Annotated in this window: 15 protein-coding genes; 9 read left to right on the plus strand and 6 right to left on the minus strand. The window is 72.9% G+C overall.

The features are described from left to right. The first annotated feature begins 286 nt into the window (after positions 1–286). From ACFWU3_RS07670 to ACFWU3_RS07680, 3 genes are read left to right on the plus strand one after another with little or no spacing between them, the layout of a single operon-like run. A complete protein-coding gene (locus tag ACFWU3_RS07670; protein WP_384432694.1) occupies positions 287–766 on the plus strand; it encodes a DUF2771 domain-containing protein in 480 nt (159 codons plus the stop codon). Positions 767–782: 16 nt separating this feature from the next. Then, complete coding sequence (locus tag ACFWU3_RS07675; RefSeq protein ID WP_384432697.1) at positions 783–1,589, plus strand: futalosine hydrolase; 807 nt, start codon at positions 783–785, stop codon at positions 1,587–1,589. After that, the gene (locus tag ACFWU3_RS07680; protein WP_384432700.1) at positions 1,586–2,431 is read left to right on the plus strand and encodes a 1,4-dihydroxy-6-naphthoate synthase; all 846 of its coding nucleotides are present in this window, start codon (positions 1,586–1,588) and stop codon (positions 2,429–2,431) included. Before ACFWU3_RS07675 ends, ACFWU3_RS07680 begins: the two co-directional genes overlap by 4 nt. A 33-nt stretch (positions 2,432–2,464) precedes the next feature. On the opposite strand, the gene ACFWU3_RS07685 is transcribed toward ACFWU3_RS07680, so the two are convergent. Beyond that, positions 2,465–2,848 (minus strand): cold-shock protein, encoded by a 384-nt coding sequence (locus ACFWU3_RS07685; RefSeq protein ID WP_313945645.1) that lies wholly within the window; start codon positions 2,846–2,848, stop codon positions 2,465–2,467. A 179-nt stretch (positions 2,849–3,027) separates the two neighbouring features. Here ACFWU3_RS07685 and ACFWU3_RS07690 point away from each other — a divergent pair, with 179 nt between their 5' ends. Continuing rightward, positions 3,028–3,300 carry a hypothetical protein gene (locus ACFWU3_RS07690; protein ID WP_384432703.1) on the plus strand — a complete coding sequence of 91 codons (273 nt, stop codon included), beginning with the start codon at positions 3,028–3,030 and terminating at the stop codon, positions 3,298–3,300. Here ACFWU3_RS07690 and ACFWU3_RS07695 read toward each other — a convergent pair. Next, positions 3,276–3,947 carry an HAD family hydrolase gene (locus ACFWU3_RS07695; protein ID WP_384432706.1) on the minus strand — a complete coding sequence of 224 codons (672 nt, stop codon included), beginning with the start codon at positions 3,945–3,947 and terminating at the stop codon, positions 3,276–3,278. The two genes, ACFWU3_RS07690 and ACFWU3_RS07695, sit on opposite strands and share 25 nt — an antisense overlap. An 87-nt stretch (positions 3,948–4,034) precedes the next feature. Here ACFWU3_RS07695 and ACFWU3_RS07700 point away from each other — a divergent pair, with 87 nt between their 5' ends. The 3 genes from ACFWU3_RS07700 to ACFWU3_RS07710 all read left to right on the plus strand — a co-directional run bounded on the left by ACFWU3_RS07700 (position 4,035) and on the right by ACFWU3_RS07710 (position 7,091). Next, the gene (locus ACFWU3_RS07700) at positions 4,035–5,045 is read left to right on the plus strand and encodes a FecCD family ABC transporter permease (protein ID WP_384432709.1); all 1,011 of its coding nucleotides are present in this window, start codon (positions 4,035–4,037) and stop codon (positions 5,043–5,045) included. Positions 5,046–5,184: 139 nt separating this feature from the next. Further along, entirely contained in the window at positions 5,185–6,240 is a 1,056-nt protein-coding gene (locus tag ACFWU3_RS07705) for a FecCD family ABC transporter permease (RefSeq protein ID WP_384432712.1), read from the plus strand. After that, positions 6,237–7,091 (plus strand): ABC transporter ATP-binding protein, encoded by an 855-nt coding sequence (locus ACFWU3_RS07710; protein WP_384432715.1) that lies wholly within the window; start codon positions 6,237–6,239, stop codon positions 7,089–7,091. The genes ACFWU3_RS07705 and ACFWU3_RS07710 overlap by 4 nt, the downstream gene beginning before the upstream one ends. A gap of 22 nt (positions 7,092–7,113) precedes the next feature. Here the strand turns inward: ACFWU3_RS07710 and ACFWU3_RS07715 are convergent, their stop codons facing one another. After that, on the minus strand, positions 7,114–8,163 hold the full coding sequence (locus ACFWU3_RS07715) for a hypothetical protein (RefSeq protein ID WP_384432718.1): 1,050 nt from the start codon (positions 8,161–8,163) through the stop codon (positions 7,114–7,116). A gap of 104 nt (positions 8,164–8,267) precedes the next feature. Between ACFWU3_RS07715 and ACFWU3_RS07720 the strand changes: the two genes are divergently transcribed. After that, positions 8,268–10,814, plus strand: a complete 2,547-nt coding sequence (locus ACFWU3_RS07720; RefSeq protein ID WP_384433060.1) for a helicase C-terminal domain-containing protein — start codon at positions 8,268–8,270, stop codon at positions 10,812–10,814. On the opposite strand, the gene ACFWU3_RS07725 is transcribed toward ACFWU3_RS07720, so the two are convergent. Further along, the gene (locus ACFWU3_RS07725; RefSeq protein ID WP_384432721.1) at positions 10,777–11,472 is read right to left on the minus strand and encodes a VanZ family protein; all 696 of its coding nucleotides are present in this window, start codon (positions 11,470–11,472) and stop codon (positions 10,777–10,779) included. The genes ACFWU3_RS07720 and ACFWU3_RS07725 overlap by 38 nt on opposite strands. Positions 11,473–11,567: 95 nt before the next feature. On the opposite strand from ACFWU3_RS07725, the gene ACFWU3_RS07730 reads away from it, so the two are divergent. Beyond that, positions 11,568–13,205, plus strand: a complete 1,638-nt coding sequence (locus ACFWU3_RS07730) for a DNA repair helicase XPB (RefSeq protein ID WP_313945637.1) — start codon at positions 11,568–11,570, stop codon at positions 13,203–13,205. Here ACFWU3_RS07730 and ACFWU3_RS07735 read toward each other — a convergent pair. Both ACFWU3_RS07735 and ACFWU3_RS07740 read right to left on the minus strand, forming a co-directional pair. After that, entirely contained in the window at positions 13,163–14,209 is a 1,047-nt protein-coding gene (locus ACFWU3_RS07735; protein ID WP_384433063.1) for a glycosyltransferase 87 family protein, read from the minus strand. The two genes, ACFWU3_RS07730 and ACFWU3_RS07735, sit on opposite strands and share 43 nt — an antisense overlap. Positions 14,210–14,335: 126 nt before the next feature. Next, positions 14,336–14,527 carry a hypothetical protein gene (locus tag ACFWU3_RS07740; RefSeq protein WP_384432725.1) on the minus strand — a complete coding sequence of 64 codons (192 nt, stop codon included), beginning with the start codon at positions 14,525–14,527 and terminating at the stop codon, positions 14,336–14,338. Positions 14,528–14,575 lie beyond the last annotated feature (48 nt).

Below are 14,575 nucleotides of genomic sequence, written 5' to 3' on the forward strand. Positions count from 1 at the left end.
GCCCGTCCGTCTCAGGGCCCGCACGTCCGGCCCGTCCGGCGATTGAGGACACGGCCGAAGGACGTGCCCCCACCGGCGGCGCGGGTGCCTGCGGGGCTCCGCCCCGAACCCCGCGCCTCAAACGCCGGCGAGGCTGGAATCCCGGACCCACAGTTCGAGGACACGGCCGAGGGACGTGCCCGTGCGCCGGGACCGGCGAGATCGCGGGCGGCGCGTACCGCGGGCAATTCGGGCGACACGCCACCCCCGCGCCGACCCACGCCCCCGGCCCGATAGCCTTTCGGCCATGACCGCTGCGTTCTTCTCCGGCAAGCGCCGCCGTGCTGCTGCCGCCGTCGGTGCCGTCTCCGCCGGGCTCCTCGTCCTCTCCGCCTGCGACAAGCCGACACCGCTCGCGACCGTCACCGTCGGGACGAACTCGGTCAGCACCGAGGCGGCCTGCTACAACGACGGCGAGGCCATCAAGGAATCCCTGATCCAGGGCTGCCTGAACAAGAAGGACGGCAAGACCGTCAAGGTCGCGATGGACGACAAGGTCCGCTTCGGCGTCGACCCCGAGATCGCCGACAACGGCTGGACCCTGTTCATCGGCGGCCAGCAGGCCGAGCAGGAGCCGTACAAGAAGACGTACCGGACCATCCCCGGCAACGCGTTCTTCGCCTCGCAGACCGGCGAGACCACGAACAAGGCCCAGGTCAGCATCGTGGAGACGGACGGCAAGAAGCTCGTCGGGATCTGGCACTTCACGCTCGAGAAGACCTCCTGACCCCAGGAGCGAGGCTGTGCGCGTACTTGTCGTGACCGCGGTGGCGGCGGAGGCCGGATCGGTCGCCGCCGGCCTCACGGGTTTCGCGGACGGGAGTCCGCGGACCCTGCCGGGCGGCTACGCGCTGACGCGGTACGCGCGCCCCACGACCGGCGCGCAGACCCCGGCCGTACTCGTGGACGTCCTCGCGGCCGGCGTGGGTCCGGCTGCGGCTGCGGCAGCGACGGCGACCGCCCTGACCGCGCCGGCCCACGAGCAGGCACAGGCGCTGACGGCGGGACCCGCACAGGCACCATCTGACGCTCGCGGCACCCTCCCGCCCTACGACCTCGTCGTCTCCGCCGGCATCGGCGGAGGTTTCCCGCCCCACGCCCCGCTCGGCACGGTCGTCGTCGCCGACGAGATCATCGCCGCCGATCTGGGCGCCGAGACCCCCGACGGATACCTCCCTGTCGACGAACTCGGATTCGGCCGCACCACCCATCTCCCGCCCTCCGGGCTGCCGGTCCGGGCCGCCGAGCTGCTGGAGGCCGGCGGGCAGCCGCATCTCGTCGCACCCGTGCTCACCGTCTCCACGGTCACCGGCACCGCGCGCCGGGCCGAGGAACTGACCGCGCGTCACCCCCGCGCCGGCGCCGAGGCGATGGAGGGGTTCGGGGTCGCCGAGGCCGCCGCCGCCCACGCTCTGCCCGTCCTGGAGATCCGAGCGGTCTCCAACCCCGTCGGACCGCGCGACCGCGACGCCTGGCGCATCAAAGAGGCACTGGACTCCCTGCGGCACGCCTTCCAGCTGCTCACACCCCTGTTCGAGGAGTCGCCGTGACCCTGCAGATCGCGTACTCACCCTGCCCGAACGACACGTTCGTCTTCGAGGCGTGGGCGCACGGCCGGGTGCCGGGCGCGCCCGGCGTCGACGTCACCTTCGCGGACATCGACATCACCAACGGCATGGCGGAGCGCGGCGAGTCCGACATCCTCAAGGTGTCCTACGCCGTACTGCCGTGGGTGCTCGACGAGTACACCCTGCTCCCCTGCGGCGGGGCGCTCGGCCGCGGCTGCGGTCCGCTGGTGCTGACCCGCGAGCCGGGTGTGGACCTGCGGGGCAAGACCGTCGCGGTGCCGAGCGAGCGCTCCACCGCGTATCTGCTGTTCCGGCTGTGGACGGCGGAGCTCGTGCCGGGAGGCGTCGGCGAGGTCGTCGTGATGCCGTTCCACGAGATCATGCCCGCCGTGCGCGACGGCAAGGTGGACGCCGGACTGGTCATCCACGAGGCGCGCTTCACCTACCAGAACTACGGGCTGCACTGCCTCGCCGACATGGGCGAGCACTGGGAGTCCACCACCGGGCTGCCCATCCCGCTGGGCGCGATCATCGCCAAGCGGTCGCTGGGCGCCGCGACCCTGCGGCAGCTGGCCGAGTCGATCCGTACGTCGGTCCGGATGGCCTGGGACGATCCCGCGGCCTCCCGCACCTACGTACTGGAGCACGCCCAGGAGATGGATCCGGCGGTGGCCGATCAGCACATCGGGCTCTACGTCAACGAGTTCACCGCCGACCTCGGCGAGGACGGCTACGCCGCGGTGCGCGGGCTGCTGACACGCGCCGCGGCCGAGGGGCTGGTACCGCCCCTCGGCCGCGATGCGCTGGGTTTCGTCGACAACTGACCGGGCCCGGCGGCCCGGTCCGAAGGACAGCCCTCAGACGTCCAGCTGGTCCGCTACGGCGCGCAGCAGGCCGGCGATCTTCTTGCCGTGCACCTTGTCGGGGTAGCGGCCGCGCTCCAGCATCGGCGTGATGTTCTCCAGCAGCGTCGTCAGGTCCTGGACGATGGAGGCCAGCTCATCGGGCTTGCGGCGCTGTGCCGCCGCCACGGACGGGGTGGGGTCGAGAATCGTCACCGACAGAGCCTGGTCGCCGCGCTGACCCGCGACCACGCCGAACTCGACACGCTGACCGGGCTTGAGCGCCTCCACCCCGGCGGGCAGAACCGACGAGTGCACGAAGACGTCGCCGCCGTCGTCGCGGGAGAGAAAGCCGAAGCCCTTCTCGCTGTTGAACCACTTGACCTTGCCGGTAGGCACGTCTGTCCTCGTCCTCGTACTCTTGGGGCGCTGGGGCACCGGAAGATGGGCGCCGAAAAACGGCTCTGGATAGCACTACAGCGGGTCGCCTGACCCGCCACCCCCAAGGCTAATGGTCCAGGGGCCGGTGACAAGACGTCGCCGATCGGTTCCTACGCGCAGGGAACTACCCTGGCCGGATGACTGCTACTCCTCACGCCCCCGGTGACGGGCTGGTCCGTGCCGGTGCCATCGTCTTCATCGTCGGCGCGGTCGCCACACTGGTCACGGTGGCACCGTTGTTCCTCGGCACCGAGCCGTTCCCGTCGCTCGCGTACGCGGTCTGCATGCTGATGGGCGTCGGCTTCCTGATCGCCGCCGCCGGTGTGCTGCGATCCATCGCGGTGCAGCGCCGCGCGGCCAGGTCGGCACAGGCGGCGCATACACCTCAGGCGGCTCGTCCCGCCGCGTAGTCGCGCAGCCAGGCCGGAAACGTCATGAGGTCGTCGAGCACCACGTCCGCGCCGGCTTCCCGCAGTTCATCGGCGGTGCACGGACCCGTCGGCACCGCGACCGACAGCGCCCGCGCGGTGCGAGCGCCGCGCACGTCGCCCGTGTGGTCGCCGACGTACACCCGCGCGCCGTGCTCCCGCAGCGCCTCCCCCTTGGCCTCCGCCCACAGCCAGCCGATCACCGCGTCCGGCTCGATGCCCAGGTGTGCGAGGTGGAGCTTGGCGTTCGGCTCGTGCTTGGCGGTGACGACGATCGCGCGGCCGCCGAGTTCCTGGACCGCGGTCACCGCCTCGCGGGCTCCGGGCATGGCGAGGGTCGGCCCGATCGCGTACGTGGGGTAGAGCTCGCGGTACCGGTCGCCCATGGCCTGGATCTGCCGGTCGGGGAACCAGTGCGCCAACTCCTGCTCCAGCGGCGGGCCGAGCCGGGTGACGGCGAGGTCCGCGTCGATCCACACCCCGGTCTCCGCCGAGAGCGCACGGTAGGCGGCGTGGATGCCCGGGCGGGAGTCGATCAGCGTCATGTCGAGATCGAACCCCACGGTGAGGGGGCCTTCGGGGCGGGCCGGGGACGCGGGCGACGGGCCGGGTGAGGGGTGCGATGCCATAAGACCATTGTGCCCATCGGGCCGCGCGGACCCTTCCGTAGACTCAGGCAAGCCTTACCAACCCCTTGTCCCGTTCGATTGGTCCCCATGTCAGCCAGACGCGCGCTCGCGGTCCGCCGCATCGGCTGGACGGCCGCCGCCGTCGCGGCCCTGCTGTTCGCGATCCTGCTCAGCCTCGCGGTGGGCGCGCGTGCGATCGCGCCGACGGCCGTACTCGACGCCCTGCTGCACGGCGGGCACAGCGACGCCGCCGAGGTCGTCCGCGAACTGCGCGTCCCGCGCACCCTCATCGGCCTGATGGTCGGCGCGGCGCTCGCCCTCGCCGGCACGGTCCTCCAGGGCATCACCCGCAACCCCATCGCCGACCCCGGCATCCTCGGCATCAGCCAGGGCGCGTCGGTGAGCGTGGTCCTCGCCATCGCCTTCGCCGGGATCCACACACTGACCGGGTACGTCTGGTTCGCCTTCGCCGGCGCGGCCCTCGCGTCCGTCGCGGTGTACGCGATCGCCGCGAGAGGCAGGGGCGGCGCGACGCCCGTGAAGCTGGCGCTCGGAGGCGCGGCCGTCAACGCGCTGCTGGTGTCGGTGACGATGGCGGTCCTCACGACGAAGGCGGCGACGCTGGAGGAGTTCCGGTTCTGGCAGGTGGGCTCCGTCGCCGGGCGTGACGCGGAAGTCGTCGGCCAGGTCTGGCCGTTCCTGCTGGTGGGCACGGTGCTGGTCGTCTCGGTGGCGCGGGGTCTCGACGCGCTGGCGCTCGGCGAGGACGTGGCAAAGGGCCTCGGCCAGAACGTGGCGACCGTGCGGATCGTGGGCGGGGTGGGCGCGACGGTGCTCACCGGAGTGGCGGTCGCGGCGGCCGGCCCGATCGCGTTCGTCGGCCTCGCGGTGCCCCACATCGCCCGCGCGATCGTGGGCGGCGACCACCGCTGGCTGCTGCCGATGGCGGCGCTGATCGGCCCGGTGATGCTGCTGGTGTCGGACGTGATCGGCCGGATCGTGTTCCCGCCCGGGGAGATCCCCGCGGGTGTGATGACGGCCCTGATCGGCGTTCCGTTCCTGGTCGCCCTGGTCCGCCGCAAGGCGGTCCCGGCGTGAGCGCGGCCTTCCGCCGGGGCGGCGCCGACCGGTCCGGCCACCGCACCCGTGACCGCGACACCCGCAGCCGCAGCCGCAGCCGCAGCACCCGTACCCGCCACGCCTGTTCCCGCACCACCCACCGCGCAGGGGCCACGACATGAGCAGCACCACCGTCCGCCCCCCGGGGTACGCCCTGGTGCGAGCCGGGCGCGGCTCGTACCTCCTGCACCGGCGCGCCGCCGTCACCGCCGCCGCTCTCGCCGTGGTGCTCGCCGCCGTCTGCGTCGCCTACCTCTGCGTCGGCGAGAGCTTCGTCGCGCCCGGCGAGGTCGTCCGGGTGCTCCTCGGCCGGCCCTCCGCGGACGAACTGGTCGTCGGCACCCTGCGGCTCCCCCGGATGACCGTCGGGCTGCTCGTCGGGGCCGCCTTCGGTATCGCGGGCGCGCTCATCCAGACCGTCGCCCGCAACCCGCTCGCCAGCCCGGACATCATCGGGATCAGCCAGGGCGCGAGCGCTCTCACGGTCGGGGCGATGACCTTCGGGCTCACCTCGTACACCGTCCTGCCCTACCTCTCCGTCGCCGGCGGCATCGCGGCCGCCGCGCTCGTCTACCTCTTCGCCTGGCGGGGCGGCCTGCACGCCACCCGCTTCGTCCTCATCGGCATCGGCTTCGCGATCGCGCTGCGCTCGGTCACCACGCTCTTCCTGACGAAGGGCGACGTGCTCGTCGCCCAGCAGGCCCAGATCTGGATGACGGGTTCGCTCAACGGCCGGGGCTGGGAGGAGGCGGCGCCCCTCGGCTGGCTGCTTCTCGCGCTGGTACCGGCGATCCTGTGGGCGGCCCGCGCCCAGCGGACCGTCTCTCTGGACGACGACACCGCGACCGCGCTGGGCGTCCGGCTGGGCCGCGTACGTCTCGGGCTCGTCCTCGTCGGTGTGGTGCTCGCGTCCGTGGCGACCGGCGCCGCCGGACCGGTCGACTTCGTGGCCCTGCTCGCGCCGCAGATCGCCCGCCGGATGACGCGGACCGCGCAGATCCCGCTGGTCTCTTCCGCCCTGATGGGCGCGGTGATCGTCGTACTCGCCGATCTCCTCGCCCGGAAACTTCTCGCGCCCACCGAACTGCCGGTGGGCGTGCTGACGGCCGCCGTCGGCGCCCCGTACCTGATCTGGCTCATCGTCCGGAGCCGTACCGCTGGAGGAACGTCGTGAGCAGGCTCACCGCGCGCGGGCTGACGCTCGCCTACGAGGACCGCACGGTCGTCCACGATCTCGACCTGGCCGTCCCCGACGGGAAGGTGACGGTGATCGTCGGCCCGAACGCCTGTGGCAAGTCCACGACACTGCGCGCGCTCGGCCGGCTGCTCAGGCCGAAGGGCGGGGCCGTCCTGCTCGACGGCGACGAGCTCGCGAGGATCCCGACGAAGCGGATAGCGCAGTCGATCGGACTGCTGCCGCAGTCTCCCGTCGCCCCCGAGGCCATCACCGTCGCCGATCTCGTCTCGCGCGGCCGCCAGCCCCACCAGGCGTGGTGGAAGCAGTGGTCTCAGGAGGACGAGCGGGCGGTCACGGACGCGATGGCCCGCACCGATGTGACCGCTCTCGCGGAGCGTTCCGTGGACGAGCTCTCCGGCGGCCAGCGCCAGCGGGTGTGGATCGCGATGGCACTGGCCCAGGAGACGGATCTGCTGCTGCTCGACGAACCGACGACGTTCCTCGACATCGCGCACCAGGTGGAGGTGCTCGACCTGATGCGCCGGCTCAACCACGAGCGCGGCCGCACGGTCGTCGCCGTGCTCCACGACCTCAACCAGGCGGCCCGGTACGCCGATCACCTGGTCGCGATGAAGGCGGGCCGGATCGTCGCGGAGGGGCACCCCTCGCAGGTCGTCACGGCCGCGCTGGTCCGCGAGGTCTTCGGCCTGGAGGCGGTGGTCGTCCCGGACCCGGTGACGGGTTCGCCCCTGGTGGTACCGGGTAGTCCGTGGTCGGCCGGGACCGGGGACCGCGTCCCGGTGCAGTCCGAGAGCACCGGTCCGGTCCAGACCGGCCACACGTCCTGACCACCGCCGGACCCCGCACGGCTCACCGCCTCCGCGCCCGCCACACCAGATAGAGCGCGGAGGCGAGCGCCGCGCCCTTCAGCACCCAGGGCCAGGTCCCGGCCAGCGCGTCGCGCATGCCGTTCTCCGGGATCGGCTCGCCCCAGCGGCCCTCGAACCGGCCCCAGAGCCAGACCAGTCCGCCGGCCACGGCGGCTCCCGGCAGGCCGAAGACCGCCGTCTTCACCTCCGCGGGTGTCAGCCGGCGCGAGCCGTACGCGAGGAGCCAGCCGAGGCCCAGCGCGAGCCAGTTGCCGAGGAGTGCGCCCGCGACCAGCAGCGCGGCCGCGAGCAGCAGGAGGGGATTGCCGAAGCCCGCCCGGGGCACGGCCTCCTCCGCGCGGCGTCGCAGCCGGGGCCGCCACCGGCGGCGCGCGACGACGGTCTCCGTCGCCTCGCCGGCCGCTTCCTCGCTCTCGTACTCCGCCGCCTCGGCCTCCTCCTCGGCGGCCCTGGCGGCCTTCGCCGCCAACTCCTCCTCGGTGGGCGGGGGTTTGAGTATCTCGGGGATCTCCACCCCGCCGGTGAAGCCGGCGACGCTCTCGCCCGCACCGAACGGCTTGGGCTCGACCCGCCACCAGTCCACCCCGTCGGACGGCCCGAGCTCGTCCATGCCGGCGAGATGGGGCGGCGACGCGCCCACCGACGGCTGCGGATTCCCGGGCCGTTCGCGGGCCGTTCCGGTGCGCGGCCGGGGGACCCGGCGGCGTACGCGCTGGGCCGGCAGATCGGCGGTGGGCAGAGGTTCCGGCGGAGCCGCGCGCGAGGGTGTGTGCCGGGGGGCCGGGGGCTGTGCCGGACCGTCACCGTCCGAGGCGGAGGCGACCACTTCGTCCGGTGTGCCGAGCCGTCCGAGGATGCGGCGCACGGCCGCCGGGCTGTCGGACACGGCTTTCGCGCGCTGCCGGTCGATCTCGCCGCGCAGTGCCGACACCAGCTTCATCCGGGTGCCGGACGGCAGCTGTTGCTGCTGCGCCAGGTCGCCGACCCGGCTCAGATAGTCGTAGACGAGCTGGTCGCTCTCGATCCCCACGGCCGTTTCCCCTGACGTTCCCCTGCCGGGCCGCCCTGTCTTCCCGGGCCCGCCCTGTCCCCGACGGTAGCGCTCCAGGGTCTACCGTGGGGCGGATGGGGACCATGCCCGAAGGAAGCAGCAGTCCGCGCACGCTGGCCGAGGCCCTGCGTACCCGCGACGACGAGGAGCTGGCGGCGCTGCTGCGCGCCCGCCCCGATCTGCTGAACCCCGTACCCAACGACGTGACGCAGCTGGCCACCCGTGCCGGCACCCGCGCCTCGGTCGTGCGGGCACTGGAGCGTCTGGACCGGTTCGCGTTGCAGACCGCCGAGGCGCTGGCGGTGGCCCCCGACCCGGCCCCGTACGAGACCCTGCTCGCTCTGCTGTCCGGTGACGAGGGCGACCCGGACGTCGAGGCGGCGCTGCCGCGTGCGCTGGGTGTGCTGCGCGGGCAGGCGCTGGTGTGGGGCGGCGACGACCGGCTGCGGCTGGTGCGCACCGCGCGTGAGCTGCTGGCCCCCTCCCCCACCCGGCCGTCGCCGACCGGCCTCGGCCCGACCGTCGCCGAGTCCACGTCGGGGATGTCGCCGGGCCGTCTCCAGGACATCCTGGCGGCCGCCGGACTGCCGACGACGCACGACCCGGTGTCCGCGGTCGCCTCGCTGACCTCGCTGTTCACCGACCGCAGACGCATGGGCGCGCTGCTGGACACCGCGCCGTCGGAGGCGCTGACGGTCCTGGACCGGCTGGTGTGGGGGCCTCCGTACGGCGAGGTGACGGCGAATCCGGCGCCGCCCGTGCAGTGGCTGCGCGACCACGGCATGCTGCTGCCCGCCTCGCCGCGCACCGTGGTGCTGCCGCGTGAAGTGGCCCTGCATCTGCGGGGCGGCCGGGCGCACCGGGTGCCGGAGCCGGTGCCGCCGGCGGTGGGGCCCGCGGCGAGCGCGTCCCTCACGCAGGGCCGTCCACAGGTTGTGGACAGCACCGCGGCCGGCCAGGCCTTCACCGCGCTGTCGACGGTCGAGGACCTGCTTCAGGACTGGCACGAGGGCGGACCTGCCGTCATGCGGTCCGGCGGTCTGTCCGTACGCGACCTCAAGCGGACCGCTGCCGCGCTGGACACCGGCGAGCAGATGGCCGCCTTCTGGATCGAACTCGCCTACGCGGCCGGCCTGTTGGCGGCGGACGGCGAGGCCGACGAGCGGTACGCGCCGACGCCCGCGTACGACGAGTGGCTCACCCTGCCCCCGGCCGAGCGCTGGGCGCTGCTGGCATCGGCCTGGCTCACCGCGACCCGTACGTCCGGTCTGATCGGCGGGCAGGACGCCAAGGGCCGCTCGCTCTCCGCGCTCGGTCCCGATCTGGACCGCTCGGCGGCCGCGGAGGTGCGCCGCAGGGTCCTCGATCTGCTGGCCGTGCTGCCGGCGGGGACGGCGCCCGACCCGGAGACGGTGCTCGCCAGGCTGCGCTGGGAGCGCCCGCTGCGGGGCGGGACCGGCGCGGACGCCAACGCCGCCCGCAGCGCCGCGGACGGTTCCGTGGATCTGCGCTCGCGGGTCGCCGCATGGACGCTGACGGAGGCGGAGACCCTCGGTGTGACGGGCCGTGGCGCCCTGTCGGCGCACGGCCGCGCGCTGCTCGGCCCGTCGGGCCCCTCGGGCACGGGCCCTGACGCTGCCCGCACCCCCGGCCCCGACGCCTCACGCACCACGGGAGCCGGCCCCGATCCGGTCGCCCTCGCCGCAGCCGCGCTCGCGCCGCTGCTGCTCGAGCCGCTGGACCATGTGCTCCTCCAGGCCGACCTCACCGCCGTGGCCCCCGGCCCGCTGGAGCGGCCGCTCGCGGAGACGCTCGCCGTCCTCGCCGATGTGGAGTCCAAGGGCGGTGCGACGGTCTACCGCTTCACGCCCGGCTCGGTGCGCCGAGCGCTCGACGCCGGACGGTCCGCGTCCGACCTGCACACGTTTCTCGCCACCCACTCGCGCACACCGGTTCCGCAGCCGCTGTCGTATCTGATCGACGACGTGGCCCGCCGTCACGGCCATCTGCGGATCGGCGCCGCCTCGGCCTACGTCCGCTGCGACGACGACGCCCTGCTGGACGAGATCCTGGCCGACAAGCGCTCCCAGGGCCTGCGGCTGCGACGCCTCGCGCCGACCGTGCTCGCCGCCCAGGCCGACCCGGGGGCCCTGCTCGACGGTCTGCGGGCCATGGGGTACGCGCCCGCCGCCGAGTCGGCCGAGGGTGATGTCCTGATCACCCGGGCGCATGCCCGCCGTACGCCGCCGCGCACCCCTCCGGCTCCGGTCCCCGACGGTCCGCCGGTGCCCGACCCCACCCTGCTCGGCGCCGCCGTGAAGGCGATCCGGGCGGGCGACCTCGCGGCCACCGTCGAACGCAAGCCGGCCCCCGAGCCCTCACCCAACGGCAGCCTGCCGCGCTCCTCCTCGGCCGAGACCCTCGCCACGGTGCAGGCCGCGGCGATGACGGGCTCGGCGATCTGGATCGGCTACGTCAACGCCGAGGGTTCGGCGAGCCAGCGCGTGATCGCTCCGGTGCGCGTCGAGGGCGGCTTCGTGACGGCGTACGACCACACCGCCGACGAGGTCCGCACCTATCCGCTGCACCGCATCACGGGCGTCGCGGAACTCGCCGACGACTCCGCCTGACCCGGTCGGCGACCCGCGTCCGCACGGCACGCCACTCGGCGCCCGGACGGGTACGGGCCTTGGCCCTGGCGGCCTTGCGCTTGCGCTCGCGCTCCCGGCCGCGTTCCAGCCGGCGCTCCTCCGCCTGCTCCGCGCGCTCCTGGTCCCGCTGTCCCGGCCGCGCGAGCGCGTGGAAACGGTGTCCGATCTTCCGCCCCACCAGGAGGTAGGCGATCAGCGCGCCGCTGGTGTTGAGGATGACGTCGTCGACGTCGAAAGCGCGGCCCTCGACGATCGCGCCCTGCGCCATCTCCACGAGCACCATCACGAGCGCGGTCAGCACCACGACCCGCACCATGCGCATCTTGCGCGGAACCAGCACGGGCAGGATCAGCCCGAACGGGGCGCCGAGCACCAGATTGCCGCCGACCTGCTTGCAGGCCGCGAGGAACGTGTAGTCCTCGGCGTACTGCCGCAGTGAGTTCCCGGGCCGCAGATTGGATCCGGCGATCTCCGACGAGGCCGGCGACGGGGTGAGCGTCAGTTTGGCCAGCACGGCGGAGAAGCCGACCAGTGCGACGAACCCCAGGACCATGATCAGAACGCGGAGGGCGGTCCTGCCCCATGAGACTTCTGCCACGACGCTTCCGGGCGTGGCGCCTTCCCGTTGTACGGTCATGGCTCCCTGATGCCCCCGCCCGCCGGGATCAGGCCCGCCAGTTCTGTCGTCCGGTACGGCACACTGGAGGTTTGGCTTACCGAAAGGGCGCAGGTGTGAACGGACCCCTCATCGTCCAGAGCGACAAGACTCTTCTCCTCGAAGTGGACCACGAGCAGGCGGACGCCTGCCGTCGCGCCATCGCGCCCTTCGCCGAGCTGGAGCGCGCGCCCGAGCACATCCACACCTACCGGGTCACCCCGCTCGGTCTGTGGAACGCGCGGGCCGCGGGACACGACGCCGAACAGGTCGTCGACGCTCTCGTCGAGTTCTCGCGTTACCCCGTCCCGCACGCGCTGCTCGTCGACGTCGCCGAGACGATGGCCCGCTACGGCCGGCTCACCCTCTCCAAGCACCCCGTCCACGGCCTGGTGCTCACCAGCAGTGACCGGCCGGTGCTGGAGGAGATCCTCCGCTCGAAGAAGGTCCAGCCGCTGGTCGGCGAGCGGCTCGACCCGGACACGGTCGCCGTGCACCCCTCCGAGCGGGGTCAGATCAAGCAGACGCTGCTGAAGCTGGGCTGGCCGGCCGAGGACCACGCCGGCTACGTCGACGGCGAGGCGCACCGCATCGACCTCGACGAGACCGGCTGGGCGCTGCGCCCGTACCAGAAGCAGGCCGTCGAGGGCTTCTGGCACGGCGGCTCGGGTGTCGTCGTGCTGCCCTGCGGCGCCGGCAAGACCCTCGTCGGCGCAGGCGCCATGGCGCAGGCCAAGGCGACCACGCTGATCCTGGTGACCAACACGGTCTCCGCCCGCCAGTGGAAGCACGAGCTGGTGAAGCGGACGAGCCTGACCGAGGAGGAGATCGGCGAGTACAGCGGGACGAGGAAGGAGATCCGCCCGGTCACCATCGCCACCTACCAGGTGCTGACGACCCGGCGGAAGGGGATCTACCCCCACCTGGAGCTCTTCGACTCCCGCGACTGGGGCCTGATCCTCTACGACGAGGTGCATCTGCTGCCCGCGCCGGTCTTCAAGTTCACCGCCGACCTCCAGGCCCGCCGCCGGCTCGGTCTGACCGCGACGCTCGTCCGCGAGGACGGCCGGGAGTCGGACGTGTTCTCGCTCATCGGCCCCAAGCGCTTCGACGCCCCGTGGAAGGAGATCGAGGCGCAGGGCTACATCGCGCCCGCGGACTGTGTCGAGGTCCGGGTCAATCTGACCGACTCGGAGCGGCTCGCGTACGCCACCGCCGAGACCGAGGAGAAGTACCGCTTCTGCGCCACCACCGCGACCAAGCGGAAGGTGACGGAGGCGCTGGTCGCCAAGCACCGCGGCGAACAGACGCTGGTGATCGGGCAGTACATCGACCAGCTCGACGAGCTCGGCGAGCACCTGGACGCGCCCGTGATCAAGGGCGAGACGTCGAACGCCCAGCGGGAGAAGCTGTTCGAGGCGTTCCGGCAGGGCGAGATCTCCGTCCTGGTCGTCTCGAAGGTCGCGAACTTCTCGATCGACCTTCCGGAGGCCACGGTCGCCATCCAGGTGTCGGGCACCTTCGGCTCCCGTCAGGAGGAGGCCCAGCGCCTCGGCCGGGTGCTCCGCCCGAAGGCCGACGGCCACGAGGCACGGTTCTACTCGGTGGTCGCGCGGGACACGATCGACCAGGACTTCGCGGCGCACCGCCAGCGCTTCCTGGCCGAACAGGGTTACGCGTACCGGATCATGGACGCGGACGAGCTGCTGCGCTGACGGCACCCCCGCGCCAGCGCCAGCACCGCGAACCCCAGCAGCGGGTACGGGGACGCCAGTACCTGCTGCCACCAGGGCAGCCGCAGGTCGAGGTCCCCGTGGTGCGGCACCAGCCACAGGGTGCGCGCCATGAAGACGGCGGCGACCGCCGCGGCCGTGCGCATCCGGTTCTCCGCGATCAGCAGGGCCAGCAGCGGGACGCACCACACCCAGTGGTGCGACCAGCTGATCGGGGAGACGAGCAGGGCGGTCGTCGCGGTGGCCAGGACGCCCCACGCTCCGTCCGTGCGGACGGCGATCCACAGCCCGGCGACGGCGGTGACGGCGGCGGCGAGCAGCCACACCGTTCCCGGTTCGCCGGTGTGCAGCAGCCGGGCGAACAGTCCCTGAAGGGACTGGTTGTCGATGATCCACGCCTTGCCGACCCGGTCCGTCTCGAAGATGCGCCGGGTCCAGAAGTCCGCGCTGGCCTGCGGCAGGACGAGCGCGCCCAGGGCCACGGTGCCGGCGAACGAGCCGAGGGCGGTCAGTCCCGCCCGGATCCGGCCCGTGATCAGCAGATGGACGACGAACACCAGCGGCGTGAGCTTGATGCCCGCGGCGACCCCGATGGCGAAGCCCTTTCCGATGGCCGCCTCGTCGCGGGACAGGTCCCAGAGCAGCAGGCAGACGAGGGCGAGATTGATCTGTCCGAACAGGACGGTCTGGAAGACGGGTTCGAGCCACAGGCCGGCGGCCACGGCGGCCAGGACCAGCGGGGTCCGGGCGGGCAGGCCCGCGAAGCGGCAGGAGAGCCGCACCAGCAGGGCGAGCAGCAGGACGTTGCCGACGGCGAAGACCACCTTGAGCGCGGCGACGGGCAGCCAGGTGGTCGGTACGAAGAGGATCGCGGCGAAGGGCGGATACGTGGCCGGCAGACGCCAGCGGGTGACGGTGAACCCGTAGAGATCGGTGCCGTTGGCGACGGCTGCCCCCTCCGCCCGGTACACGAGGGTGTCGGCCATCGGAATGCGCTGGGCGATGCAGAGTCCGGCGAGCGCGGCGAGGGAGACGGCGAGCGCGATCGAGGTGACTGCGGTGAGTGTACGAGGGGTCACGTTCCGGTACTTCACGGCCGCGACCCTAGTGGATCAACGGCGGCGGACGCCTGCTTCCTCCGCGTACTCACCGAGGACGGCGACGCTGAAGACGGCCTCGGCGAAGACCTTGACGGCACGCAGGGCGTTGCCGACGCGGTGCGGGGAGTGCGGGACTCCGGTCGCGGTGGCTCCGTGATGGGGTGGAGGGACATGGGCTGCTGGGGTGAAGGTCGCTGTACTCATACCTCCATGATGGGATTCCCGCGCGCGCAGAACATCGATCCATGGACT

This window comes from Streptomyces sp. NPDC058685, assembly GCF_042714725.1.
Classification (GTDB): domain Bacteria; phylum Actinomycetota; class Actinomycetes; order Streptomycetales; family Streptomycetaceae; genus Streptomyces.